The sequence below is a fragment of the Streptomyces marinisediminis genome, from assembly GCF_026262575.1.
Classification (GTDB): Bacteria; Actinomycetota; Actinomycetes; order Streptomycetales; family Streptomycetaceae; genus Streptomyces; species Streptomyces marinisediminis.
Genome location: NZ_JAPKFL010000012.1, coordinates 111,334 through 136,841 on the forward strand (window position 1 = coordinate 111,334; position 25,508 = coordinate 136,841).

Sequence of the window (25,508 nt, forward strand, 5' to 3'; positions counted from 1 at the left end):
CCGTGGGGCCGAGGGAACCGGTGGGTCAGTCGCGGGCCGGCTGCCAGTGGCGCGGCAGGTCGTCCCACAGGTGGGCGACGGCTTCGGCCCCCTTCAGCAGCAGCCCCAGCTCCACCTTCTCGTTCGGGGCGTGCCAGCCGTCGGAGGGCACGGAGATGCCGAGGAAGAGGACGGGGGCGTCCAGGACGTCGCGCAGGTCCGCGGCCGGGCCCGAGCCGCCCTCGCGGGTGAAGCGCACGGGCCGGTCGTCGAAGGCGCGGGACATGGCGCGCACGACGGACTGGAGCGCGGGGTGGTCCAGCGGCGTCAGGCACGGCCGGGTCGCACCCCAGAAGGTGATCTCGTGCCGGATGCCGTCGGGCAGCCGGGCCGCCGCCCACTCCCGCACGGCCCGCTGGACGTGGTCCGCGTCCTGCCCGGCGACCAGCCGGAAGGAGAGCTTGAGCTGCGCCCGGGCCGGGACGATCGTCTTGCCGCCGGGGCCCTGGTAGCCACCGGAGACGCCGTTGACCTCGGCGGTCGGCCGGGCCCAGACGCGTTCGAGCACCGTGTAGCCCTCCTCGCCGAGCGCGGCGGAGCTGTGCGCGGTGCGCAGCCAGCGCTCCTGGTCGAACGGCAGCTCGGCGAAGAGGGCGCGCTCGCGCTCGGTCAGCTCCACGACGCCGTCGTAGAACCCGGGGACGGCGACGCGCCGCCGGTCGTCGTGGAGGGCGGCGGCCAGCCGGGCGGCCTCGGTGGCCGGGTTGGGCACGGCGCCGCCGAAGGAGCCGGAGTGGATGTCCTGGGCGGGGCCGAACAGGTCGATCTGGCAGTCGGTCAGGCCGCGCATGCCGGTGCAGACGGTGGGCGTATCCTCGTCCCACATGCCGGTGTCCGACACGAGCACGGCGTCGCAGGCGAGCCGGTCGGCGTGGGCGCGCAGCAGCGCGGGGAAGTGGGGCGAGCCGGACTCCTCCTCGCCCTCGATCAGCAGCTTGACGTGCACGGCGGGCGCGGTGCGGCCGGTGGCGGCGAGGTGGGCGCGCAGCCCCAGGGTGTGCATCCACACCTGGCCCTTGTCGTCGGCGGCGCCGCGGGCGTAGAGGCGGCCGTCGCGCTCGGTGGGCTCGAAGGGCTCGCCGAACCAGCCGTCGGAGCGGTCGGCCGGCTGCACGTCGTGGTGACCGTAGACGAGCACGGTGGGCGCGTCCGGGTCGGCCGAGGGCCACTCGGCGAAGACGGCCGGCAGCCCCGGCGTCGACCAGACCTCCGCGACGGGGAAGCCGGTCGCGCGCAGTCGTCCGGCCAGCCACTCGGCGCTCCGCCGGACGTCCTCGGCCCGCCCGGGGTCGGCGGAGACCGAGGGTATGCGCAGCCAGTCGACGAGGTCGGCCAGGAAGGCGGTGGCGTGCGCGGTGACGTGGTCGCGGACGGCGTTGTCCGGGGCGGAGCTCATGCCAGGAGCCTATCGAGGAGGCGTGTCGTCGCGCGCCGGGGCGTCCGGCACCGCGGGACCGTCCGGCGCCGCGGGGCCGTCCGGCGCCGGGCCGGCGGGTGCGGCCGGGGCGTCGTCCAGCAGCAGGCGTTCGAGCTCGGCCCGGCCCGGCAGGGGGTCGGGCCGCACGATCCGGCCGGTGCGGACGTGCACGAACACGGCGCGCACCGCCTCGGGCGGCAGCCCGTGCCGCTCGGCCCACGCCAGCCGGTAGACGGCGAGCTGGAGCGGGTCGGCGTCCGGACCGCGGCCGGTCTTCCAGTCGACGATCTCGAAGCCGTCGGCGTCCTGGTAGACGGCGTCGATGCGGCCGCGCACGACGCGCCCGGCCAGCCGGAGCTGGAAGGGCGCCTCCACCCGGTAGGGGGTGCGCCGGGCGTACGGCGTGCCCTCGAACGCCTCCTTCAGCGCGGCGAGGTCGCGCTCGTCGGCGATCTCGGCGGTGGTGCCGCCCGGCTCGCCGTCGGCGCCCGACAGCTCCTCCGGGCCGAGCATGGGCAGCGCCAGCTCCTCGTAGCGGGACTGGACCCAGGCGTGGAAGCGGGTGCCGCGCCGGGCGGCGGCGGGCCGGGGCGGGCGGGGCATCGGCCGCACCAGGTCCCGGGCGAACCGCTCGGGGTCCGCGGCCAGCCGCAGGAGCTGGGAGGCGGTCAGCGTGGCCGGCAGCGCGACCTCGCGCACGGTGCGCCGGGAGCGGCGCAGCTCCTCGGCGAGCGCGGTCAGGTCCCGGTCCCAGGAGGCCGTCAGCCGCTGTTCCTCGGGGGTGAGGACGTACTCCGCCTCCGGCGCCGGGGCCTGAGCGGGCACGGCAGCCGCGTCCCGCGCATCCACCTCGTCAGGCACCTCCGCCTGGCTCAGCACCTCCGTCCCGCCCGACAGCTCCGCCTCATCCGACACGTCCACACCACCACGCGCACTGTCCTCGTCCGGCACACCCGTCCCGCCCGGCGCCGTCTCCCCCGGTGCGGCCGGGTCCGCGGCGGCGGTGAGGTGGGCGAGGACGGTGCGGGCGGCGGCGCGGCGGCGGGCGAGCGCGGTCCCGTCCAGCGGGAGGGGCCACGCCAGGTCGGTCTCGGGCGCGGCGAGCGCCGGGTTCTCCTCGCCCTCCGCGGGCGGGTCCGCCCACGCCTCGACCTCGCCGTGCGCGGGGTCGGCCTCGGCGTGCCGGCGGACGGCGTCCAGGAACGGCGAGGGGCCGCGGGGCTTCTTCTGACGGGGCCCCCACCAGTGCCCGGAGGCCAGCAGCAGCGAGCGGGGGCGGGTGAGGGTGACGTAGCCCAGGCGCAGCTCCTCGGTGGCCTGGTGCTCCTTGGCGGCCGTGTCGTAGGCGGTGCGGTCCCGGGCCGTCCAGCCGGCGAGTTCGGGCAGCGTCGCGGCGTCACCGCGCAGGGGGTGCGGCAGCACCCGGGGCTGGGTGAGCCAGGAGTCCTGGCCGCGCTCGCTGGGGAACTGTCCCGCGACCAGTCCGGGCACGGCCACGACGTCCCACTCCAGGCCCTTCGACTTGTGCGCGGTGAGCACCTTCACCGTGTTCTCGCCGCCCGGGAGCGAGCTGTCCAGCCCCTTCTCGTACCGCACGGCGGTGCGCAGGAAGCCGAGGAAGGCCAGCAGGGTGGCCTCGCCGTCCAGGGAGGCGAAGCCGGCCGCGAGGTCGAGGAAGTGGCCGAGGGTCTCGCGGCGCCGGGCGGCCAGCGCCTGCGGCGAGGCGGCCAGCTCCACCTCCAGGCCGGTGACGGCCAGGACCCGGTGCAGCACGTCCATCAGCGGGTCGGCCAGGGAGCGGCGCAGTTCGCGGATCTCGGCGGCCAGCCGGGCGAAGCGGACCCGGGCCTCGGCGGAGAAGGGCAGGCCGTCGTCGAGGCCGCCGGAGTCCAGGAAGGTGTCGAGCGCGTCGGCCAGGGAGACGACCTCGGCCGGGTCGGTGCCCTCGACGGCGGCGGCCAGTCGCGCGTCGGCGTCGTCGGCGTTGCCCTGGCCGGGTCCCGGCCCGGCCAGCAGCCGGGCGCGGCGGCCGAGCAGCGCCAGGTCCCGGTGGCCGATGCGCCAGCGCGGCCCGGTGAGCAGCCGGACGAGGGCGGCGTTGGCCGTGGGGTCCTGGAGCACCTCGCAGGTGGCCACCAGGTCGGCGATCTCCGGCAGGTGCAGCAGGCCGGACAGGCCCACCACCTCGACGGGCAGGTCGCGGGCGACGAGCGCGGAGTGCAGTTCCGCGAAGTCGCCCGCGCCCCGGCACAGCACGGCGACCTCCCCGGGCGGGGTGCCGGTGGCGACGAGGTGGGCCAGCCGGTCGGCCAGCCAGTCCAGCTCCGCGGCGTGCGTGTCCAGCAGGGCGCAGCGCACCCGCCCGGCCTGCTCGTCGCCGGGCGCCGCGCGCAGCGCCTCGACGCCGTCGTGCCGGGCGCGCAGCGGGGCGGCGAGGGTGTTGGCCAGGGTCAGCAGCCGCCCGCCGCTGCGCCGGTTCTCGCTGAGCGCGTACCGCCGCGCGGGGCTGCCGTCGGGGTGCGGGAAGTGCTCGGGGAAGTCGTCCAGGTTGGCGACGGAGGCGCCGCGCCAGCCGTAGATGGCCTGGCACGGGTCGCCGACGGCGGTGACGGGGTGCCCGGTGCCGCCGCCGAAGAGGCCGGCCAGCAGCACGCGCTGCGCGACGGAGGTGTCCTGGTACTCGTCCAGCAGGACCACGGCGTACTGCTCGCGCAGCAGCCGGCCCACCTCGGGGACGTCCCGGGCCAGGCGGGCGGCGAGTGCGATCTGGTCACCGAAGTCGACGAGGTCGCGCTCGCGCTTGCGGGCCCGGTAGGACTCCACCAGGCCCAGCAGCTCCAGCCGGCCGCGCGCGGCCTCGGGGACGGCGCGCAGCGCGGCGTTGGTCAGTTTCACCTGCTCCAGCCGGGCCAGCAGCCCGGTGTCGTGGGCGCGCAGGCGCTCGGGCTCCACCAGGTGCTCGCTCAGTTCGGCGTCGAGCGCGAGCACGTCTTCCACCAGGGCGCTCAGGCTCTTGGTGAGGGCGTGGAACGGGCCGGGCGCGCCGCGCAGGACGGTGGCGGCGAGCTGGAAGCGGGTGGCGTCCGCGAGCAGGCGCGCGGACGGCTCGATGCCCAGCCGCAGGCCGTGCTCGGTCAGCAGCCGCCCGGCGAAGGCGTGGTAGGTGGAGATCTCCGGCTCGCCCGGGTCGTCGTCGCCGGTGGCGGAGTCGGTGTCCAGCACCCCGGCGCGCACCAGCGCGCGCCGCACGCGGTCCGCCAGCTCGCCGGCCGCCTTGTTGGTAAACGTCAGCCCCAGGACGCGGTCGGGCGCGACCTGGCCGGTGCCGACCAGCCAGACGACGCGCGCCGCCATCACCGTCGTCTTCCCCGAGCCCGCCCCGGCCACGACGACCTGCGGGGACGGGGGCGCGGTGGCGCAGGCGAGCTGCTCGCCGGTGAAGGGGATGCCGAGCAGCTCGCGGAGCTGCCCGGGGTCGCTGAGCCGTGCCGTCACGGTGGAGAACGCTAACGCCCGCCGCCGACACCGGCCGGTCCCGGTCTCCCGGCGGCACCGGCCGGACGGGACCGGCGAGGGGGCCGCCACCCGGCCCCGACCTGGGCGCACCGCCCTCAGGCGGCCTCACTCCACCACGTGGCGGCCCTCGGGGTGCGCGGTGCAGGAGTGGCGGAAGGCACAGCCGGTGCACTGCCGGCCCGGGGAGGGGGTGAAGCGCTCGTCCAGCACCCGGCCGGCGGCGGTGGCCAGCAGCTCGCCGATCCAGGCGTCCTCCGCGCGCTCGGGCAGCGGCTCCTGCCGCTGGACGGCGGGCAGCGCGTCGCCCCCCTGCGCCCGGGGCGCGCCCAGCCGCAGGTGGACGAGTTCCGCGCCGCCCGGCTCCGCCGCGTCCCCCGCCTGCTCGCGGACGGCGAGCTGGTAGACGGCGAGCTGCGGGTGCCGCTCGACCTCGCGCGCGGTGGGCTTGGCGCGTCCGGTCTTGAAGTCGACGACGTAGAGGCGGCCCTCGGCGTCCCGCTCCAGCCGGTCCACGCTGCCGCGCACCCGGACGCGGACCTCCCCGGCGGTGAGGGTGACGTCGAAGCCGTGCTCGCTGGCGAGGGCCGCGCGCCCGCCCCGGTCGAGCACGTGCCAGCGCAGGAAGCGCTCCAGGGCCGCCCGGGCGTTCTCCTTCTCCTGGCGCGACTTCCACGGCGCCTCGAAGGCCAGCGCGTCCCACACCGAGTCCAGCCGTTCCAGCAGCACCGACAGGTCGGCCGGTGTGGTGCCGGAGGCGACCTCGTCGGCCAGCACGTGCAGCACGTTGCCGAAGCCCTGGGCGGCCGTGGCCGGGGCGTCCGCCTTCACCTCGCGGCCGAGGAACCACTGCAGCGAGCAGCCGTCGGCCAACTGGCCCAGCGCGCTGCCGGACAGGGCGACGGGCAGCTCCGGGTCGCGCAGCGGGACGGCCGAGCGGGTCGGCTCGGCCAGGCCCCACCAGCGCTGCGGGTGCGCGGCGGGCACCAGGGCGTGGCCGTCGTCGTCGCGCAGCGCAGCCAGGCGGGCCAGGCGGCGGGCGGCGGCGTCCCGCAGGGCGGGGCTCGCGGCCGGGTCCACGGTGGTGGCCCGCAGCTCGGCGACGAGGCCGGCCACCGACAGCGGACGCGGCGGACGCCCGCCCGCGTCGCGCGGGGTGACGCCCAGCTCGCCGAGGAACCGGGAGGGCTGGTCGCCCTCGTCCCCGGCGGCCTGGACGGCGGTGACCACCAGGCGCTCCCGGGCGCGGGTGGCGGCGACGTAGAACAGGCGCCGCTCCTCGGCCAGCAGCGCGCCGGCCGGGAGCGGCTCGGCCAGGCCGTCCCGGCCGATGCGGTCGGCCTCCAGCAGCGAGCCCCGGCGGCGCAGGTCAGGCCAGCGGCCCTCCTGCAACCCGGCGACGACGACGAGCCGCCACTCCAGGCCCTTGCTGCGGTGGGCGGTCATCAGGCGGACGGCGTCGGGCCGGGCGGCGCGCCCGGCCAGGGTGTCGGCCGCGATGTCGTGGGCCTCCAGCTCGGCGAGGAAGTTGAGCGCGCCCCGGCCGCCGATGCGCTCCTCGGCGCGGGCGGCGGCGTCGAACAGGGCGCACACCGCGTCCAGGTCCCGGTCGGCGTTGCGGCCCGCCGCTCCCCCGCGCAGCGCGGCCCGCTCCAGGCGCTGCGGCCACGGCGTGCCGTCCCACAGCTCCCACAGCGCCGCCTCGGCGGTGCCGCCCCCGGCCAGCAGCTCGCGCGCCTTGCGCAGCAGCAGGCCGAGCCGCTGCGCCCCGGCGGCGTAGGCGGGGTCGTGGGCGACCAGGCGCTGTGGCTCGGACAGCGCCTCGGCCAGCAGTTCGTCCGACGGCCGGGGCACGGCGTGCCCCGCGGCGCGCTCCTCCTCGCGCAGCGCGCGGCCGAGGCGGCGCAGGTCGGCGGCGTCCATCCCGCCGAGCGGGGAGCCCAGCAGGGTGAGCGCGGTCTCCACGTCGAGCCGCCACGGCTCCTCGGCGGGCTCGGCTCCGGCGCCGTCCACCGCCGGGGCACCGCCCGCCTCCCCCGCCGCGGCCCCCGCCTGCCCGGCCCCGGCGGGCGTGTGCGGGGCGGCGGCCTCCGCCGGGGCGGCGACCGCGCGCAGGGCCGTCAGCAGCGGGGCGACGGCGGGCTCGTGGCGCAGCGGCAGGTCGTCGCCGGAGACGTCGACGGGGACGCCGGCGGAGGTGAGCGCGCGCCGCAGTCCCGGCAGGGAGGCGCCGGCCCGCACCAGCACGGCCATCCGCGACCACGGGACGCCGTCCTCCAGGTGCGCGCGGCGCAGCAGGTCGGCGATGTTCGCGGTCTCGGCGCCGGGCGTCGCGTACGTGTACGCCTCCACCCGGCCGCCGGACCGGGCCGCGACGGGTTCGCGGTGCGCCCGCGCGGCCTGCGCGGGCAGCCGGGGCAGCGGCATCCGGCGGGCGAGGTGGCGGGTGGCGGCCAGCAGGTCGGCGCCCGAGCGGCGGTTGGTGCGCAGCACGGCGGTGCGGGCGCCGGGGAAGGCGGCGGGGAAGTCGAGGATGCCGCCCACGTCGGCGCCGCGGAAGGCGTAGATCGACTGGTCGGGGTCGCCGAAGGCGACGAGCGTGCGCGGGCTGCCGGGCGGCACCAGGGCGCGCAGCAGCCGCACCTGTGCGGGGTCGGTGTCCTGGTACTCGTCGACGAACACGGCGTCGTAGGCGTCGGCGAGGTGCCCGGCGGCGCCGTGCGGGCCGGTGTCCTCGGCGAGCAGGACGGCGCGGTGGACCAGCTCGGCGTAGTCCAGCACGCCCTGGAGGTCGAGCAGGTCCAGGTACTCGGCGAGGAAGCGGGCGGCGGCCGACCAGTCGGGGCGCCCGGCGCGCTCGGCGAAGTCCGCCAGTGCCCGGGGCCCGAGGCCCAGCTCGCGGCTGCGGGCGAGCACGGCGCGCACCTCGTCGGCGAAGCCGCGCGTGGTCAGGCAGGCCCGCAGCTCCTGCGGCCAGCGCACCGCCCGGTCGCCGCCTTGGACGCAGCCGGCGAGCATCTCGCGGATGCGCAGGTCCTGCTCCGGCCCGGACAGCAGGCGCAACGGCTCGGCGAACAGCTCCGCGTCCTGGTGGGCCCGGACGAGGGCGTAGCAGTAGGAGTGGAACGTGGTGGCCTGCGGGGCGGCGCCGGGCAGCCGGGCGGCCATGCGGTCGCGCAGCTCGACGGCGGCCCGGCGGCTGAACGTCAGCACCAGGACGCGCTCGGGGTCGGCGCCCCGCCGCACCCGCTCGGCGACCGCCTCCACCAGTGTGGTCGTCTTCCCGGTGCCCGGCCCGGCGAGCACCAGCAGCGGGCCGGGGCCGTGGTCAACCACAGCCCGCTGGCCTGCGTCCAAGGCAGGGAGACCCGCCCGTTCCGGCGGGGTGCGCACCAGACGGTAGGTGTCGGACTTGTGGGAGGAATGCACGTGGATCGCTGGTCCTGGAGTCTGTGCTGGGTGGTGCAGACGGTACGGCACGGGGCCCGTGAGCCGCAGTCCGTCCCAGGGGTCTGCGGCACGGACGGCGCGACCGTCCACGGTACGGACGGCACGGCGCGGTCCCGGGCGCGCCATGACGGAAGCTGGTAAGTGTGAACGGCCCAGACCTCACCCGCCGACGCGGCCCGCGCGACGCGGCGCGCTCAGGCGCCGCGCCCCGGCCCCGGGCGCGCCTCCGGCGCGTCGCCCGGCCCGTGCCAGCGCGCCCGGGGCAGGTCCAGGCGCGGCGGCACACCGCGGGTGCGCGACGTGCGCAGCGGGGTGCCCTCGGCGCGGTAGTGGCCCAGCGCGCGCCGCTCGTGCCCGGGCAGCAGCACGCCGTCGGCCCGCACCACGCGCCACCACGGCACCGCGGAGCCGTACAGCGCCATGACGCGGCCGACCTGGCGCGGGCCGCCAAGACCGCGCCCGCCCGGGGCCCCGGGTATCGGCGGGGCACCCTCCTCCTCGGCCCGCTCCTCGCGCAGCAGCCGGGCGACGTCGCCGTAGGTCATGACCCGGCCCGGCGGGATCAGCTCGGTGAGCTCCAGCACCCGCTCGGCGAACTCCGGCAGCCTGTCCCGGTCGCCCGCCGCGGCCGCCTCCTGCGCTGCGTCACCCATGGCCGCCATGGTGCCCTACGCCGCGGACACCCGGGCGCCGCACCCCGGGGCGCGGGTGGCGCGCACGGGGCGCGCGAACGTCGCGAACGTCGCGAACGTCACAGCTCAGCCCCCGCCCGGCCCCTGATGCGCCGCTCGGCGGCGTCCGCATGCCACCATCGTCCCGGGCGGTGACGCGTGATACGGGACCGAGAAGAGCAAGCCGAGCAGCAGCCGAGCGGGACGACTCCACGACAGGAGGGCCGCCCGGTCGGTGCCGCGCACCCGGACACCGCACCGGCCGAGGAGCCCGGCGGCCCCGCCGCCGCCGAGGGCCCCGCCGCGGAGGGCCCCGCCGCCGGGGGCACCGACCCCGGCGCGCGCCCCGACCCCGCCGCGCGCGCCGACGGCACCGCTGCGCGCGCCGGGGCGCACGGCGGTCGCCCCGGCGCGCGCTCGCGCCGCCAGCGGCTGCGCCGGGCCGTGCGGGGCGGCCCGGCCGCGCTCGTCGGCCTCCGGCCCGCCGGGGGCACGGGGGCCGCCGGGAGCGCGGAGGAGGCCACCGAGCAGCTCGACGGTGACGAGCCGCTCCTGTCGGCGCGCGTCCACCGGCCCTCCGACCTGCTGCGCATGCTCCTGGGCGCGGTCGGCATCGCCGTCGTCCTGGCCATCGCCTACTTCGCGCACGCCACCACCGCCGGGCTCGAACAGGACATCGACAAGGGCGCCGACCAGGCTCCCCCGCTGGTCATCAGCGTCGCCGGAGTCGTCTCCAGCATCGCGGTGCTCATCGTCCCGGTGGCCTTCGCCATCGAGCGGCTGATCAAGCGCGACGGCCTGCGCATCGCCGACGGCGTGCTGGCGGCCGTCCTGGCGCACGGGGTCTCGCTCACCGCCGCGCTGTGGATCGCCGAGGCCGCCCCCGCGCCGATCCAGGACGCGTTCACCAAGGTGGCGCCCGGCGGCGGGCTGACCGACCCGGTGCACAACTACCTCGGTCCCGTCATCGCCTACATGACGGCGGTCGGCATGGCCCGCAGGCCGCGCTGGCGCGTACTGCTGTGGGTGGTGCTGCTGACCGACGCGCTCGCGGTGCTGATCAGCGGCTACACCACCTCGCTGGCCATCGTCCTGACCACGCTCATCGGCTGGAGCGTGGCCTACGGCACGGTGTACGCGGTCGGCTCCCCCAACGTCCGGCCGACCGGGCAGAACCTCCTGGCGGGGCTGCGCCGGGTCGGGTTCGCACCGGTGTCCGCCGTCCGCGCCGAGGACGGGGCCGCCGAGAGCGACCGGGGGCGGTGCTACCTGGTGACGCTGGAGGACGGGCCGCCGCTGGACGTGACCATCGTCGACCGCGAGCAGCAGGCGCACGGCTACTTCTACCGCGCCTGGCGGCGGCTGGCCCTGCGCGGCATCACGCAGCGGCGCAACCTCCAGTCGCTGCGGCAGGCGCTGGAGCAGGAGGCGCTGCTCGCCTACGCCGCCATCTCCGCGGGGGCCAACGCCCCCAAGCTCATCGCCACCTCCGAACTGGGCCCGGACGCGGTCATACTCGTCTACGAGCACATCGGTGGCCGCCCGCTGGACGCGCTGCCGGACGCGGAGGTCACCGACGCGCTGATGCGGGCGTCCTGGCAGCAGGTGCGCGCGCTGCAGTCGCGGCGCATCGCCCACCGCAGGCTCAGCGGCGCGGCCCTCCTGGTGGACGACTCGGACACCGTCTTCCTCACCGACCTGCGCGGTGGCGAGATCGCCTCGGGCGACATCAGCCTGCGCATGGACGTCGCCCAGTTGCTGACGACGTTCGGGCTCCGCGTCGGCGCCGAGCGCGCGGTGCGGGCCGCCGTCGACGTGCTGGGCCCGGACGCCGTGGCCGACAGCCTGCCGCTCCTCCAGCCGCTCGCGCTCAGCCGCAGCACCCGGCACACCCTGAGACGGCTGGCCAAGGAGCGGGCCGAGCGGGAGCGCGAACTGGTGCTGGAGGCCGCCCGGGCACACCGCGAGGCGCGCGACCAGGCCGACCCGGCGGCCACTCCGGCCACTCCGGCCGCTCCGACCGCTCCGACCGCTCCGACCGCTCCGACCGCTCCGGCCACGTCAGCCGCCCCGGCGGCGTCCGGCCGCCCCGGCGTCTCCGGCGGCGCGGAGGGCAAGGCCGAGCGGCGGCGGCTCGACCGCGCCGAGCACGAGGCCGTCGAACAGGCGCTGGAGGAGAACCGCGAGGAGGACCTGCTCGCGCAGATCCGCCAGGAGGTGCTGCGCATCCGCCCGCAGGCGCCGGTGACGCCCGTGCGGCTGGAACGCGTCCGGCCGCGCACGCTGGTCAGCTTCATCGCGGGCGCCTTCGCCGCGTACTTCCTGATCTCGCAGATCACCCACGTCAACCTCGTCGAGGTCTTCACCGACGCGCAGTGGGGCTGGGTGGCGCTCGCGGTGGGCGCCTCGGTGCTGAGCTACGTCGCCGCGGCCCTGGCGCTGCTGGGGTTCGTGCCCGAGCGGGTGCCGTTCTGGCGCACCGTGCAGGCGCAGGTGGCGGGCTCGTTCGTGAAGCTGGTGGCGCCCGCGGCGGTCGGCGGCGTCGCGCTGAACACGCGCTTCCTCCAGCGCGCCGGGGTGCGGCCGGGGCACGCGGTGGCCAGTGTGGGCGCCTCGCAGCTCTTCATGCTGGGCGTGCACGTCCTGCTGCTGCTGTCCTTCGGCTACGTCACCGGCAAGGAGCAGGCGCCGTCCATCCCGCCGTCCCGCACGGTGATCGCCGGGCTGCTGGCGGCCGCGGTGCTGGTGCTCATCGTCTCCGCCATCCCACCGCTGCGCCGCTTCGTCTCCACCCGGGTGCGGGCACTGTTCGCCGGCGTGGTGCCGCGCATGCTGGACGTGGTGCAGCGGCCGACCAAGCTGGCCAGCGGCATCGGCGGCATGCTCCTCATCACGCTGGCGTTCGTCGTGTGCCTGGACGCCTCGATCCGCGCGTTCGGCGGCGAGATCAGCTTCGCCATGGTGGCCGTCGTCTTCATGGCGGGCAACGCGCTGGGCTCGGCGGCGCCGACGCCGGGCGGCATCGGAGCCGTGGAGAGCGCGCTGATCATCGGCCTCACCACGATCGGCGGCCTCGGCGGCGACGTCGCCGCCTCGGCGGTGCTCCTCTTCCGCGCGCTGACCTTCTGGCTGCCGGTGCTGCCCGGCTGGCTGGCGTTCTCCCGGCTCACGCAGCGCAAGGCGCTCTGAGCAGGCCCCTGCGGCGCTCACCCGGACGGACCGGCGCAGCGGGCGGCGGCCGGGCGGGCTGCCGACGATGGCAGTCGTCCCACCGCAGGGAGGCACCGTGTCCGCAGCCGTCCGCCGGGGAACGGCCCTGGCCACCGTCCTGCTCACCGTGGGCACCGTGTGCGCCGGCGGGTGCGCCGGGAGCCAGGCGTCCGGCGGCCCGGGCGCGGGCGGGCCGCCGGCCCGGCAGGCCGCGGGGCAGGCACCGAGCCCGCCGCCGACGCCCCGGCTGCCGCGGTCGCTGACGGAGCAGGAGCTGACCTGGCGGGACTGCCCGCCGGCCCCCGAGTACGGGGCGGGCGGCCCGCCCAGCACGCCGCAGCCGATGCCCGACGGCACCCGGTGGCAGTGCGCCACGCTGCGCGCACCGCTGGACTACGCCGACCCGGACGGCGAGACGCTCGACATCGCCCTGGTGCGCGCCCGCTCGCAGGCCCGGGGCGCGCGGCGCATCGGCTCACTGGTGTTCAACTTCGGCGGTCCGGGCGGCTCCGGCGTCTCCACCCTGCCCGTCTCCGGCGCCCAGTACGCGGAGCTCCAGGAGCGCTACGACCTGGTGAGCTTCGACCCGCGCGGCGTCGCCCGGAGCGCGGGGGTGCGGTGCCTGTCCGACGCGGAGCTGGACGCCCATCTCCAGGAGGCGACGATCCCGACCACCGACGCCGGTGCGGTGGAGTACCTCGGTGAGCAGGCCGCCTACGCCCGCGCCTGCGCGGCCCGCTCCGGCGACGTCCTGCCGCACATCCGGACCGTGGACACCGCGCACGACCTGGACCTGCTGCGCCGGGTGCTCGGCGACGACGCGCTGTACTACTTCGGCATCTCCTACGGCACCGAGCTGGGCGGGGTCTACGCGCACCACTACCCGGGTCGCGTCGGCCGCGCGGTGTTCGACGCCGTCGTCGATCCGACGCTGGACCCGGCGGAGTCCACGCTGAACCAGATTAAGGGCTTCCAGCTCGCGCTCACGAACTACCTCAAGGCGTGCGACGAGGACGGCCAGTGCCCCATCGGCCGGACCCCGGCCCAGGGCGAGCAGGAGATCGTCGCGCTGCTCGACCGGCTCACCGAGCGGCCGCTGCCCACCCGTGACCCCGACGGTCGCGAGCTGAACGCCGCCCTGGCCTCCTCGGGCATCGCGCTCGCCCTGTACTCGGAGGACTTCTGGCAGATTCTCACCGAGGGCCTGCAGGACGCCCTCGACGAGCGGGACGGCACGGTGCTGCTCCAGTTGAGCGACCTGCTCAACGGGCGGCGCGAGGACGGCACCTACGACAACAGCCAGGCCGCGCTGACGGCGATCAGGTGCGCGGACGACAAGCCGCGCTACACCGTCGCGGACGTGCGCGAGCGGCTGCCCCGGTTCCGGGAGGCGTCGCCGGTGTTCGGCGAGATGACCGTGTGGGGGCTGCTGTCCTGCCACGAGTGGCCGGTGCCGGGCGCGGCCGACCACCCGGACGTCAGCGCCCCGGGCGCGAACCCGATCCTGCTCGTGGGCACCACCGGCGACCCGGCCACCCCGTACGAGGGCACCGCGCGCATGGCGGACGCGCTGGGCGGGGACGTCGGCGTCGAGCTCACCTACCGAGGCGAGGGCCACGGCGCCTACAACGGCGGCGACCCCTGCGTGCGGGAGCGGGTGAACGCCTACCTGCTGGCGGGCGACGTGCCCCCGGACGGCACCCGGTGCCCGGCCGGGTGAGCCACCGCCGTGGGCGCCGGGTGGGCCACAACCGGCGCGGAGTGGGCCACCGCCGTGGCGGCGGGCGGACGCCCGCCGCCACGGTCGGCACCGGTCAGTAGACCGGCTTGTCCGGTTCGACCTGGTTGACCCAGCCGATGACGCCGCTGCCGACGTGCACCGCGTCCGCGAAGCCCGCGTTCTTCAGCACCGCGAGGACTTCCGCGGAGCGGACACCCGTCTTGCAGTGCAAGACGATCTTCTTGTCCTGCGGGAGATCCTGGAGGGCGGTGCCCATCAGGAAGTCGTTCTTCGGGACGAGCCGGGCCCCCGGGATGGAGACGATCTCGTACTCGTTGGGCTCGCGGACGTCGATGACGTCGATGTTCTCGCCCGCGTCCATCCACTCCTTGAGCTGCCGGGGCGTGATCGTGGCGCCCGCGGCGGCCTGCTGGGCCTCCTCGGAGACGACGCCGCAGAAGGCCTCGTAGTCGATGAGCTCGGTGACCGTCGGGTTCTTGCCGCACACCGCGCAGTCCGGGTCCTTGCGGACCTTGACCTGGCGGTAGGTCATCTCCAGGGCGTCGTAGATCATCAGGCGCCCGACCAGCGGGTCACCGATGCCCGCGAGCAGCTTGATGGCCTCGTTGACCTGGATCGAGCCGACCGACGCGCACAGCACGCCGAGGACGCCGCCCTCGGCGCAGGAGGGCACCATGCCCGGCGGCGGGGGCTCGGGGTACAGGCAGCGGTAGCACGGACCGTGCTCGCTCCAGAACACCGACGCCTGACCGTCGAAGCGGTAGATCGAGCCCCACACGTACGGCTTGTTCAGCAGCACGCAGGCGTCGTTGACCAGGTAGCGGGTGGCGAAGTTGTCCGTGCCGTCGACGATGAGGTCGTACTGCGCGAACATGTCCATCACGTTGGACGAGTCGAGCCGTTCCTTGTGCAGGTTGACCTGCGTGTACGGGTTGATGCCCAGGACCGTGTCCCGCGCGGACTCGGCCTTGGACCGGCCGATGTCGGCCTGGCTGTGGATGATCTGGCGCTGGAGGTTGGACTCGTCGACCTCGTCGAACTCGACGATGCCGAGGGTGCCGACGCCCGCGGCGGCGAGGTACATCAGGGCGGGCGAACCGAGACCGCCGGCGCCCACGCACAGCACCTTGGCGTTCTTCAGCCTCTTCTGTCCCTCCATCCCGACATCCGGGATGATCAGGTGGCGGGAGTACCTGCGGACCTCGTCGACGGTGAGCTCGGCGGCTGGCTCGACCAGCGGTGGCAGCGACACGGAGACCTCAGCAAGGGTTCGTACGAACGGTTGTCCTCCGCGTAACACTGCCATGCGCAGTCTCATTCCGAGACCGGCATATCGCTGTGCGAGACGATACCGTCCCAGCAGTCGGGCAGCGTCTCGAAATCGACGGTCCCGGCCCGTACGTGACCCCCGCCACGCGGCCCGGTGCGGCGCCGTCGGCCACGGGGGGAGCGGCGCGGTGCGGCCGGTGGACCAGCGGCGACGCGTGCCGTGCGGCACCGGGAGTCCGCCGGGCCGAGGGCGGAGGAGCCCGCCGCGCCGTCCCACACTGTGGCGCGAAACCCACAGAAGGCGCCGCGCGGACAGCGAGCAGCGCTCAGGGACGCCGTGCGCCGGGTGCGGGCGGACGCGGGTACCGGCGCGGCGACCCCCGCACACCTGGCACCGAGTGCCGCGCACCCACGCCGAGCAGCGCGGGCCCGCGTCCCCGCCGGTGCGCCCGGAGCGGCGACGCGGGCCCCGCCCGGTGGCGCGGGGCCCGCGCGGGAGCCGCACCGTCCCGGAGCGGCCCAACAGGCCGACCGCATGCTGGACCGGATGACCAGACCGTGGGACGCCCACGGCGCCCAGGCACGCGGAGCGCGGGCGACGACGGGCGCCGGACCTGCCAGCAGGCCACGGCGCACGACACGGCCGGGCGCCCGGGCCTGCCGGCGCCCGCTACTCGCCGGGCGCCCGCGGCCGGTGCTCGGAAGCGGGCCCGGCGGCCCCGGGCCCGGCGGCCCCGGCCCGCCCGCGGCCCGGGGCCGTGCCCGGCGCCGGGCTCAGATGCGGCACGCCGCCTCCATCCAGATGTCGGCGAGCGACTCCTCCAGCCCGATGCGCGGCCGCCAGCCCAGCCGGTCCCGCGCGGTGCGCACGTCCGCCTGCTGCCACGTGCCGCAGCCGTCGGGGTAGGGCGGCTGCGGCGGGGCGGCGCCCAGGTGGGGCTCGTCGGCCTCCAGGACGGCGCCGGTGTATCCGGCGACCCGGGTCAGCGTGCCGACGGCGTCCCGCAGCCGCACGGCCCGGCCCGTGCCGATGTTGACGACGCCCTGCGCGGCCGACAGCGAGGCGGCGTGCACCGCCCGCGCCACGTCGCGGACGTCCACGAAGTCGCGTTGCACGCCCAGCCCGGCGAGCTTCAGCTCGTGGTCCCCGTGCTGCATCGCGCGGCGCAGCGCCTCCGCCAGCCGGCCCAGCGGCGAGCCGGCCGGGGTGCCGGGCCCGGCGGGCGAGAAGACCCGCAGCACGATCGCGTCGAGCCCGGAGCCGAGCACCAGCTCCGTCGCCGCGAGCTTGCTGACGCCGTACGGGCTGCCCGGGCGGGGCACGGCGTCCTCGCCGGTGGACGAGCCCGGCTGCGACGGGCCGTACTCGGCGGCACAGCCCACGTGCACCAGGCGCGCGGTGCAACCGCTGCGCCGCAGCGCCTCGCAGACGGTGGCCGTGCTCACGGTGTTGTGCCGGATCAGGTCCCGCGCGCCGCCCCGGATGGCGCCCGAGCAGTTGACGACGACGCCGGGGTGCACCGCGTCCAGGAAGCGGGTGAGCGCGCCGGGGCTGCCGTTGGACAGGTCGAAGCGGACGTCGGAGTCGTCCTGGCGGCCGAGCGCGGTGAGCTGGACGGCCGGGTCGGCGAGCAGGCGGTCGGCCACGTAGCGGCCGATGAAGCCGCTGGCCCCGAGCAGCAGCACCCTCATCGCGCTTCCTCCTCCGGTCGACGGGAGGGGCCAGTGGCGTGCTGAGCGGTCATCGGCGGTGCTCCTTGTGAGTGGTGAGGGCGGCCGGTCGCGGGACCGGTGGCGGCGGTGGACGGCGGGCGCGGAGGCGCCGGTGCGGGCGGACGCTGCGGGCGCGGCGGGCGCGAGGAGGACGGGGGCGGCCGGCGGGGGCGGGAGGTGGCGGGCGGGGAGGACTCCGGTGGCCCGCCCGGCGCTCCCGGCCCGCACGGCCGCCCGGTGGCCGCCCCCGCGGGCACCGGCGCCCGGCCGCTCACCGGGCTCCCTCCCGCGCGCCGGAGCCGGCCCCCGCGGGCCCGGACCGCGTCCGGCCGGGGCCGCCCGCGCCCCCGGGTGCGCCGACCCGCCGCCCACCGGGTGCGGACGCGCGGCTCGGCGGCGAGGCCCGCGAGCCCGCACCCGCCATTGGCGAAACGGTCCGCCTGGGCGGTGCCGCGCTCGGCGCGGCCCTCCGCCGCAGCTTCCCCAGCGGCGCGACGGGCGGCGGCCGGCTCCGCGCCGTGCTCGGCGGACCGGGCTCGCTCGCGCAGCCCGTGCGCCCGGCGCACACCGTCGGGGCGCGCCTGCGGCGGCTCCCCGGGGAGCGCTGGGCACCCCCGGCGGACCCGGGGCGCGTACTGCCCGCACGGGTGGTCGGCCGGGCCGCGAACCGGCCGGTCGCACCGGCGGACCGACCCGCCTCGGGCGTACGGGCGGCCGCCGCCGGTGAGAAGCGCGACGCGCATGAACGTCACCCCCGTTCCAGTGCTGGGCCCGGCCGTCCGGGTGGCCGGTGAGAACGAGGACGACGCTATGCGCGGGACGTGGGGCCAGGATGGACGGTTGTCCGCCGGACCACCGGAAGGGGTGAACAAGCGTGACTTTTACGCCCGCCACCCGTTTTCGCGCCGTCAGTCCGCCGCGGGCGGCGGACGAGGCGGGTCAGCCCTTGGGGTGCGGCCAGGCGTTCGGGCGGCAGGTGCGGTCGCCGGAGGTGAGCGTCTTGGTCTGCTGCATCATCACCGAGGCCAGCGCGCCGTCCTCCGGACAGCCCACGTGTCCGAAGCCCAGCCGGTGGCCCACCTCGTGGTTGATGAGCATCTCGCGGTACTCGCGGATGAGGTCCGGGCCGTAGGTCGGCGCGCCCTGGCCCCACCGGTAGGCGTTGATCATGATGCGCTCGGTGGCGGCGGAGTCGCAGGAGACGTTGTCCACGGTGGTGTCGAGCCCTGACTTCGCGCACCACTCGGCCGTCGTCGCCGGGCTGGCCAGCGTCATGACGAAGTCGACGGGCCCGGAGTCCACCCGCACGAAGCTGCGTCGGCCGTCGTGGGCCCAGCTCCGCTCGTCGTTGATCGTGGTGTGCACCGCCCGCGCGAACAGCTCCGCGTCGAGCCCGAGGCCCTTCTCGACGTCGACGCGGTAGGTGAGCGTCTCGCCCCGGCCGGGGCCCTCCGCGCGCCCGGGGACGGCCGCGAACGTGCCGGGCCCGGCGAGGTCGGCGGCGACGGGCAACAGCGTGCCGAGCTTCTCCTCGTACGCCTGCGGGGTCTGCGGGGCGGCCGAACCCGCCGGGTCGGGATCCGAGCCGACGCCGGGGGACCGCTCCCCCGGCGGGCGCTCCGCGGTGCCCGGCGTCTCGGCGCCGCCCTCGGATGCCTGCCCGGCCACCAGGACGGTCAGGGCGCCGGTGACCAGGGCGGCGAACACACCGGTGGCCAGCCGCAGCCGGCCGGGGCGGCGGGGCGGGCCGAAGCCGGTCGGGGCGGGAGCCGGCCGGTCGCCGTCGCCGGAGCGCGGCGCCGGGGGACGCGGGGAGCCCGCGGCGGGCGGGGGCGCGGCGGCGGGCGGGGACGCGTCGAAGGCCCGCACGTACTCGGGACGCGGGCCGCCCCGCGGGGGGCGCGGCGGCCCCACCACCGGCCCCTCGGCGGCCGGACCGGCCCCCGGCCGCCCGGCCTCCGCGGGCGCGGCCTCCGCGGGCGCGGCCTCCGCGCGCACGGGCTCCGCACGTACGGGCTCGGGGCGCGCGGCCTCGGAGCGCGCGGCCTCCACGTGCCCGGGCCCCGGCCGCGTGGCCTCCGCGTACCCGGCGCCGGGGCGCGCGGTACGCCCGCGCTGCCCGGCCATCGCGACGCGGGGCCCGGCCTCCGGCGCGACGCGCGGCGCGGGCGGCTCGGCGGACGGCGCGGGCGCGGAGGGCACACCGGCGGACGGCGCGGCAGCCGGCGGCTCAGGCTGGGACGCCGCGGCAGCGGGCGGCGCGGGCGTCCCACCGGCGACCGCTCCGCCGCCGGCCGCCTCACCGGCGACCGCTGCCGCGTCGGCCGCTGCCGAGTCGGCCGCTTCCCCGGCGGCCGCGTCCGCACCCGCCGTCTCCGCGGGCCTCCGGCCGGCGACCGCTGCCGAGTCGGGGGCGGGCGGGCGCGCCTGCGGCCGAGCCGCCGTCGCCGGTGCGCGGCCCCCGCCGCGCGGGCGGCTGTGACGTCCCACGGGGTCTCAGCTCCTGTCCGGCTCGGTGGTGGTGGCCGTTGTGGTGGCCGTTGTGGTGGCCGTTGTGGTGTCCGTTGTGGTGGCCGTGCCCGTGTCGGCCAGCAGGCGCCGGACGGCGGCGGCGACCTCCGCGGGGTACTCCATCATGGGTACATGCCCGGCGTCCGGCATGGTCACCAGCCGGGAGGAGCGGAAGGCGCGGCTCGCCTTGCGGGCCATGCGGCAGGAGACGAGTTTGTCCCGCCCGCCGTAGATCAGGAGCGTCGGCGCGAGCACCCGCTCGGCCTGCCGCCACAGCGAGTGCTGACCGCCCAGGGCGTAGGCCTGGACGATACCGCGCGCCGAGCGCGCCAGGCTGTCCCAGAAGTGCGGCAGCCCCAGGCGCCGCTCGTACTCGGCGACGGCGTCGGTGAGCTCCCGCTCGGTGACGCGGGTGGGGTCGGCGTAGCACAGGGCGAGCACGGCCCGGGTGCGGCGCTCGGCCGTCCAGTCCCGGGTGAGCCTGCGGTAGCCGCGGACGGCGCCGGGCAGCGCGAGCAGTCCGGTGGGCAGCGCCGAGCGCTGGGGCCGCAGCTCCGGCAGGGCGGGCGCGACGAGGGTGAGGGTGCGCACCAGGTCGGGCCGGGCGGCGGCGACGCGGGTGGTGACGGCGCCGCCGAGTGAGTTGCCCAGCAGGTGCACGGGCCCGCGTGCGGTGGCGTCGAGGTAGCGGATGACGGCGCGGGCGTGGCCGATGACGGAGTAGTCGCCGTTCTCGGGGGGCGGCGAGTGGCCGAAGCCCGGGAGGTCGAGCGCCTCGCCGTCCACGTCCCCGGCGAGCTCGTCCATCAGGGCCAGCCAGTTCAGGGAGGAGCCGCCGAGCCCGTGGACGTAGAGGGCGGGCGGCGCTTCGGGGGGTCGTTCGGGCGGCGGCGCGGGCGCGCGCACCGCCAGGGTCAGCCCGGGCAGGGACACCGTGCGCCGGGGGTGGGTGGCGTCAGCACCGGTCCCCGGGTCCGAACCCGAGGACTCGCGGTCTTGCGTTGCGGTCCGTACGTGCGGCGGGTCGGTGGAAGCCATGCAGGGCATGTTACGACTCGATCACACGGAACTATCGTATGACCGGCGTCACACGCCGTCTCGCGCGTCGCACCGCCGAACCCTAGGCTCGTGTGAGGAGCCGACCCCGGGGTAAGAGGTGGCCCGGTACCCGTAGTACCCGTACATTCCACCGATCCGGAGACCAGCGAGGACGCCGTGGACGACCAGCACTACCCCACGCCCGCCGACGAACCGGGCGAGGAGACGCCCGAAGCCGACGCCGCCGAGCAGCGCACCGAGGTGGTCGAGTCCGAGGACAGCCCGCTGAGCGGACGGGACCTGGACGCGGTCGACCCGGCCGACGCCGCCGAGCAGGCGCGCGTGGTCGATCTGGACGAGGACGACTACCGCTGACGCCGCCCCGCCCCGCCGCCCGGCTCCGGACGGCGGGGCACGTATCCGCGCACAACCGGGCGTACCAGGACAGCCCCGGGGGGCCCGGTGTCCGATAGATGAAAATCTCCTCCGCCGACGCGCGCACCCGGGTTACCGAAAAGTACGATGACGGACGCGGCGCGACTGCGCGCGCGGAACGATCCAGGGAGGCGGCGTGACAGCCATCGAGCAGACCGAGGCACGCCCGCGGGGCACGCGCCTGCCGCGACGGGCCCGGCGCAACCAGTTGCTGGGGGCCGCGCAGGAGGTGTTCGTCGCCCAGGGGTACCACGCCGCGGCGATGGACGACATCGCCGACCGCGCGGGAGTCAGCAAGCCGGTGCTGTACCAGCACTTCCCCGGCAAGCTGGACCTCTACATGGCGCTGCTGGACCAGCACTGCGACGCGCTGCTCCAGGCGGTGCGCGCCGCCCTGGAGTCCACGACCGACAACAAGCAGCGCGTGGCGGCCACCATGGACGCCTACTTCGCTTTCGTGGAGAACGAGGGCGGGGCGTTCCGGCTCGTCTTCGAGTCCGACCTGACCAACGAGCCGGCGGTGCGCGAGCGCGTGGACAAGGTCAGCCTGGAGTGCGCGGACGCGGTCAGCGCCGTCATCGCCGAGGACACCGATCTGCCGCAGGGGCAGGCGATGCTGCTGGCCGTGGGGCTGTGCGGCATGGCCCAGATCACCGCGCGGTACTGGCTCGGCGCGGGCCAGCAGATCCCCCGGGACGCCGCCGCGACGCTCATCTCCTCCCTGGCCTGGCGCGGCATCGCCGGGTTCCCGATGCACGACTGAGCGCTGTTCGCTCCGGGCGTTGCGCGCGCGTCCGTACGGGCCGCGCACGCGGGCTAGGGTGAGGGCACAGTGCGCGGCCCGTACGGACGCGCGCAGCGAGTGACCGTTTTGACGTGTCGGAAGGGACAACGCGTGGAGGTCAGGATCGGCGTGCTGCACACGCCTCGCGAGATCACGCTGGAGAGCCGCCAGCAGGCGGAGGAGATCGAGCAGACGGTCGCCGAGGCCCTGGCCGGCAAGGCGGGCCTGCTGAGCCTGGAGGACGAGCACGGGCGCAAGGTCCTGGTGCCGTCCGACCGCCTGGCCTACGTCGACATCGGTGACCCGACGGCGCGCCGGGTGGGCTTCGGCGCGGTCTGAGCGCCCCGCCGGGCGCGGCCCGACCGGGCGCGCACGCCGGACGGCGGCCTGGGGCTCGACGCCTCCGGCCGCCGTCCGGCGTGCGGCCCGCGCGCAGCCGCCCTCGCGGTGGGCACCCGTCAGGCCCATCTGGCGTTTCGCGGACGACCTTTCCGGGGTAAGACCGGGAAGGTCCGTTTTGTTCGCGGCTCGGAGGTGCTCATGCTCGGGGAAGCGCTCGGTTCCGCACTGCTCGGCCTGGTCATCGCCGCCGCCGCGCTGCGCTGGCTGCCCGGCCGCTTCGCGAGCGCGCCGCTGGTCCTGGCGACGGGCACCGTGGCCGCCGCGGTCGGCGGGCTCGTCACCCGCGCGGTGCTCGGTCCCGGCCACCTGGCCGTCGCCCTCGTGCTGGCCGTCGCCGTCGCCGCCGCGCTGCTCTCGCTGCTGCTGGACGCCCGCCGCCTGCCCCAGCCCGGCCGGTGAGCCTCGCCCCCGCGCGGGGGAGCCCGTGCGCGGGCGGCTACGCGGCCAGGCCGAGCGCCGCCATCCGCTTGGTGTGCGCCTCGGTGATCCGCGAGAACATGCGGCCGACTTCCGCCAGGTCGAACCCGGCGGCCACCCCGCCGACGAGCATGGTCGACAGCGCGTCCCGCTCGGCGACCACGCGCTGCGCCTGGGACAGCGCCTCCCCCATCAGCCGCCGGGCCCACAGCGCCAGGCGGCCGCCGACCCGGGGGTCGGCCTCGATCGCCGCGCGCACCCGCTCCACCGCGAAGCTGGAGTACCCCGTGTCGTCCAGCACGCCGAGGACGAGCCCGCGGGTGTCGGAGTCCAGGCGGGCCGCGACCTCGCGGTAGAAGTCGGAGGCGATGGAGTCGCCCACGTAGGCCTTGATCAGCCCCTCCAGCCAGTCGGACGGCGCGGTCTGCCGGTGGAACTCGTCCAGCGAGGGCACAAAGGGCTCCATGGCCCGCGTGGGGTCCACCTCGATCCGGGCCAGCCGCTCGCGCAACGCGTCGAAGTGGTGGAACTCGGCCGAGGCCATGGCCGCGAGCTTGCCCTTGTCGGCGAGCGTGGGCGCCAGCTTCGCGTCCTCCGCCAGCCGCTCGAAGGCGGCCAGCTCGCCGTAGGCCAGGGCGCCCAGCAGGTCGACGACGGCCTCCCGGTAGTGGGGGTCGGCCGACGCCTCCGCCCAGGTCTGCGCGGCGATACCGGTGTCCGTGGGGGCCGTGGGGGCCGTGGCGGCCGTGGGGGCCGCCTGGTCGGAGTCGGCGGGCTGCGAGGGCGTGGCAGAGGTCTCAGGCGTCTCCATGCGGGGCACAATAGCCCGCCCCACCTGGTGCGGAAGCCCCCAGGGCCCGCCCCGTCCCGGCCCCGGCGGCCGCGCGCGTCGTACGCGACCCGGTACAGCTTCGCGGTTTCGCGGTACAGTGGTATAGAGCCCGCCGGAGATTTCGACGGGTCTCGGTATTGAAGTCCCATCGCCGGGGGCCGCCCCCGGAACGCGGATGCCCGGTCGGTAGCACGATCGGCTCCGACCAGACCGCCCTCCGCACGTGAGGGACCGCTCGCGCGAGATGAGCGCTTGAGCGAGAGCAAGTGGTCCTGCGCCGCGTGATCGCACGCGCGGGCGCGGTACGACCCGCCTCGCCGCCTCGTCCCGCGTCTCATGGAAGAGGCAAGCTCCTGTCCACCACGACATTCCGCGAACTCGGAATCCTCACCGAGAGCGCCGAGGCCCTTGAGGCCATCGGCATCACCACCGCGTTCCCCATCCAGGAGATGACGCTGCCCGTGGCCCTCGCGGGCATGGACGTCATCGGCCAGGCCAAGACGGGCACCGGCAAGACCCTCGGCTTCGGACTGCCGCTCCTGGAGGCCGTCACCGTCCCGGCCGACGTCGACGCCGGCCGGGCCACGCCCGCGCAGCTCACCGACGCCCCGCAGGCCCTGGTGGTCGTCCCCACCCGCGAGCTGTGCCAGCAGGTGACCAACGACCTGCTCACCGCGGGCAAGGTCCGCAACGTGCGGGTGCTGTCCATCTACGGCGGCCGCGCCTACGAGCCGCAGGTCGAGGCGCTGCGCAAGGGCGTGGACATCGTCGTCGGCACGCCCGGCCGCCTCCTGGACCTGGCCGGGCAGCGCAAACTCGACCTCGGGCACGTCAGGGCGCTCGTCCTGGACGAAGCCGACGAGATGCTCGACCTGGGCTTCCTGCCGGACGTCGAGAAGATCATCCAGCTCCTGCCGGCCAAGCGGCAGACGATGCTGTTCTCCGCGACGATGCCGGGCCAGGTCATCTCGCTCGCCCGCCGCTACATGACGCAGCCGACCCACATCAGCGCCACCTCTCCGGACGACGAGGGCGCGACGGTGGCCAACACCACCCAGCACGTCTTCCGGGCCCACTCGATGGACAAGCCGGAGCTGGTCTCGCGCATCCTCCAGGCCGAGAGCCGCGGGCTGGCGATGATCTTCTGCCGCACCAAGCGCACCGCGGCCGACATCGCCGAGCAGCTCACCCGGCGCGGCTTCGCCGCGGGCGCCGTCCACGGCGACCTGGGCCAAGGCGCGCGCGAGCAGGCGCTGCGCGCGTTCCGCAACGGCAAGGTGGACGTGCTCGTGTGCACCGACGTCGCCGCGCGCGGCATCGACGTCGAGGGCGTCACCCACGTGGTGAACTACCAGACCCCCGAGGACGAGAAGACCTACCTGCACCGGATCGGCCGCACCGGCCGGGCGGGCGCGTCGGGCACCGCCGTCACCCTGGTCGACTGGGACGACATCCCGCGCTGGCAGCTCATCAACAAGGCGCTCGACCTGCCCTTCCCCGACCCGGAGGAGACGTACTCCACCTCCCCGCACCTGTACGAGCTGCTCGGCATCCCCGAGGGCACCAAGGGTGTCCTGCCGCGGGCGGAGCGCACGCGGGCGGGGCTGGCGGCCGAGGAGGTCGAGGACCTCGGCGAGCCCGGCGCGCGCCGCGGCCGCACCGCCGGCGCGCAGCGCTCGGGCGCCCCGCGCGAGGAGCGGCCCCGGCGCGCCCGTGAGCGCCGCCGCACCCGCGGTGGCGTGACGGTCGACGGAGCGGCGGCGGACGCCGCCGCGCAGCCGGCCGCGTCCGGCGCCGCCCCGGCGGAGGCGGGCGAGGCCGCCCGCAAGCCCCGGCGGCGCCGCCGCCGCACGCGCAGCGGCTCCGCGCCGCAGTCGAAGTCGGAGTGACCCGGCCGCCGCGCCGCTCCCACCGCCCCTGACGCCGGGCGGGCCGCACCCCGGCCCGCCCGGCGTCCGCCGTCCCGGGCCGGGGCGCGGGACCGGGGCCGGGACCGGGGCCGGGGTCGCACGGCAGACGCCGCCGGACGCCGCGGCCGGTACCGGCACACGGGGCCGGAGACGGCG

General features: G+C 76.8%; 16 protein-coding genes. 7 read left to right on the forward strand and 9 right to left on the reverse strand.

The annotated features are described in order from the left end of the window. Positions 1-25 precede the first annotated feature (25 nt). The 4 genes from OSB71_RS12180 to OSB71_RS12195 form a co-directional block, all read right to left on the reverse strand. A complete protein-coding gene (locus tag OSB71_RS12180) occupies positions 26-1,435 on the reverse strand; it encodes a dipeptidase (RefSeq protein ID WP_265947435.1) in 1,410 nt (469 codons plus the stop codon). Between the two features lie 9 nt (positions 1,436-1,444). Further along, positions 1,445-4,951 (reverse strand): ATP-dependent DNA helicase, encoded by a 3,507-nt coding sequence (locus tag OSB71_RS12185; protein WP_265947437.1) that lies wholly within the window; start codon positions 4,949-4,951, stop codon positions 1,445-1,447. A gap of 126 nt (positions 4,952-5,077) precedes the next feature. Then, positions 5,078-8,398 carry an ATP-dependent helicase gene (locus OSB71_RS12190; RefSeq protein WP_265947438.1) on the reverse strand — a complete coding sequence of 1,107 codons (3,321 nt, stop codon included), beginning with the start codon at positions 8,396-8,398 and terminating at the stop codon, positions 5,078-5,080. A 215-nt stretch (positions 8,399-8,613) separates the two neighbouring features. Continuing rightward, a complete protein-coding gene (locus tag OSB71_RS12195) occupies positions 8,614-9,072 on the reverse strand; it encodes an MGMT family protein (RefSeq protein WP_265947440.1) in 459 nt (152 codons plus the stop codon). 177 nt (positions 9,073-9,249) lie between these two features. Here OSB71_RS12195 and OSB71_RS12200 point away from each other — a divergent pair, with 177 nt between their 5' ends. Then, on the forward strand, positions 9,250-12,279 hold the full coding sequence (locus OSB71_RS12200; protein WP_416237247.1) for a lysylphosphatidylglycerol synthase transmembrane domain-containing protein: 3,030 nt from the start codon (positions 9,250-9,252) through the stop codon (positions 12,277-12,279). Between the two features lie 97 nt (positions 12,280-12,376). After that, entirely contained in the window at positions 12,377-14,020 is a 1,644-nt protein-coding gene (locus OSB71_RS12205; RefSeq protein WP_265947442.1) for an alpha/beta hydrolase, read from the forward strand. 94 nt (positions 14,021-14,114) lie between these two features. Here the strand turns inward: OSB71_RS12205 and moeZ are convergent, their stop codons facing one another. From moeZ to OSB71_RS12225, 4 genes are all read right to left on the reverse strand, one after another. Next, positions 14,115-15,293, reverse strand: coding sequence for an adenylyltransferase/sulfurtransferase MoeZ (moeZ, locus tag OSB71_RS12210; RefSeq protein WP_265947548.1), 1,179 nt, complete (start codon positions 15,291-15,293; stop codon positions 14,115-14,117). 791 nt (positions 15,294-16,084) lie between these two features. After that, entirely contained in the window at positions 16,085-17,002 is a 918-nt protein-coding gene (locus OSB71_RS12215) for an NAD-dependent epimerase/dehydratase family protein (protein ID WP_265947444.1), read from the reverse strand. Positions 17,003-17,962: 960 nt separating this feature from the next. Then, positions 17,963-19,225 carry a DUF3152 domain-containing protein gene (locus OSB71_RS12220; RefSeq protein ID WP_265947446.1) on the reverse strand — a complete coding sequence of 421 codons (1,263 nt, stop codon included), beginning with the start codon at positions 19,223-19,225 and terminating at the stop codon, positions 17,963-17,965. A 294-nt stretch (positions 19,226-19,519) separates the two neighbouring features. Next, entirely contained in the window at positions 19,520-20,572 is a 1,053-nt protein-coding gene (locus OSB71_RS12225) for an alpha/beta fold hydrolase (RefSeq protein WP_265947448.1), read from the reverse strand. Positions 20,573-20,749: 177 nt separating this feature from the next. On the opposite strand from OSB71_RS12225, the gene OSB71_RS12230 reads away from it, so the two are divergent. The 4 genes from OSB71_RS12230 (at position 20,750) to OSB71_RS12245 (ending at position 22,592) form a co-directional block, all read left to right on the forward strand. Then, a complete protein-coding gene (locus OSB71_RS12230) occupies positions 20,750-20,947 on the forward strand; it encodes a hypothetical protein (RefSeq protein ID WP_265947450.1) in 198 nt (65 codons plus the stop codon). 196 nt (positions 20,948-21,143) lie between these two features. Next, positions 21,144-21,770: a TetR/AcrR family transcriptional regulator gene (locus OSB71_RS12235; protein WP_265947452.1), complete on the forward strand. Its 627-nt coding sequence runs from the start codon at positions 21,144-21,146 to the stop codon at positions 21,768-21,770. Between the two features lie 132 nt (positions 21,771-21,902). After that, on the forward strand, positions 21,903-22,130 hold the full coding sequence (locus OSB71_RS12240) for a DUF3107 domain-containing protein (protein ID WP_265947454.1): 228 nt from the start codon (positions 21,903-21,905) through the stop codon (positions 22,128-22,130). 201 nt (positions 22,131-22,331) lie between these two features. After that, positions 22,332-22,592: a hypothetical protein gene (locus OSB71_RS12245; protein ID WP_265947456.1), complete on the forward strand. Its 261-nt coding sequence runs from the start codon at positions 22,332-22,334 to the stop codon at positions 22,590-22,592. A gap of 37 nt (positions 22,593-22,629) precedes the next feature. Here the strand turns inward: OSB71_RS12245 and OSB71_RS12250 are convergent, their stop codons facing one another. Beyond that, positions 22,630-23,421 carry a ferritin-like fold-containing protein gene (locus tag OSB71_RS12250; RefSeq protein WP_265947458.1) on the reverse strand — a complete coding sequence of 264 codons (792 nt, stop codon included), beginning with the start codon at positions 23,419-23,421 and terminating at the stop codon, positions 22,630-22,632. A 302-nt stretch (positions 23,422-23,723) separates the two neighbouring features. Between OSB71_RS12250 and OSB71_RS12255 the strand changes: the two genes are divergently transcribed. Further along, positions 23,724-25,331 carry a DEAD/DEAH box helicase gene (locus OSB71_RS12255; protein WP_265947460.1) on the forward strand — a complete coding sequence of 536 codons (1,608 nt, stop codon included), beginning with the start codon at positions 23,724-23,726 and terminating at the stop codon, positions 25,329-25,331. The last annotated feature ends 177 nt before the right edge of the window (positions 25,332-25,508 follow it).

What these genes read in the sequence shown, in the direction of transcription:
- OSB71_RS12180 (WP_265947435.1), bottom strand. Translation starts at nt 1,435, where the DNA reads ATGAGCTCCGCCCCGGACAACGCCGTCCGCGACCACGTCACCGCGCAC.
- OSB71_RS12195 (WP_265947440.1), bottom strand. Translation starts at nt 9,072, where the DNA reads ATGGGTGACGCAGCGCAGGAGGCGGCCGCGGCGGGCGACCGGGACAGG.
- OSB71_RS12215 (WP_265947444.1), bottom strand. Translation starts at nt 17,002, where the DNA reads ATGAGGGTGCTGCTGCTCGGGGCCAGCGGCTTCATCGGCCGCTACGTG.
- OSB71_RS12225 (WP_265947448.1), bottom strand. Translation starts at nt 20,572, where the DNA reads ATGGCTTCCACCGACCCGCCGCACGTACGGACCGCAACGCAAGACCGC.
- OSB71_RS12245 (WP_265947456.1), top strand. Translation starts at nt 22,332, where the DNA reads ATGCTCGGGGAAGCGCTCGGTTCCGCACTGCTCGGCCTGGTCATCGCC.
- OSB71_RS12250 (WP_265947458.1), bottom strand. Translation starts at nt 23,421, where the DNA reads ATGGAGACGCCTGAGACCTCTGCCACGCCCTCGCAGCCCGCCGACTCC.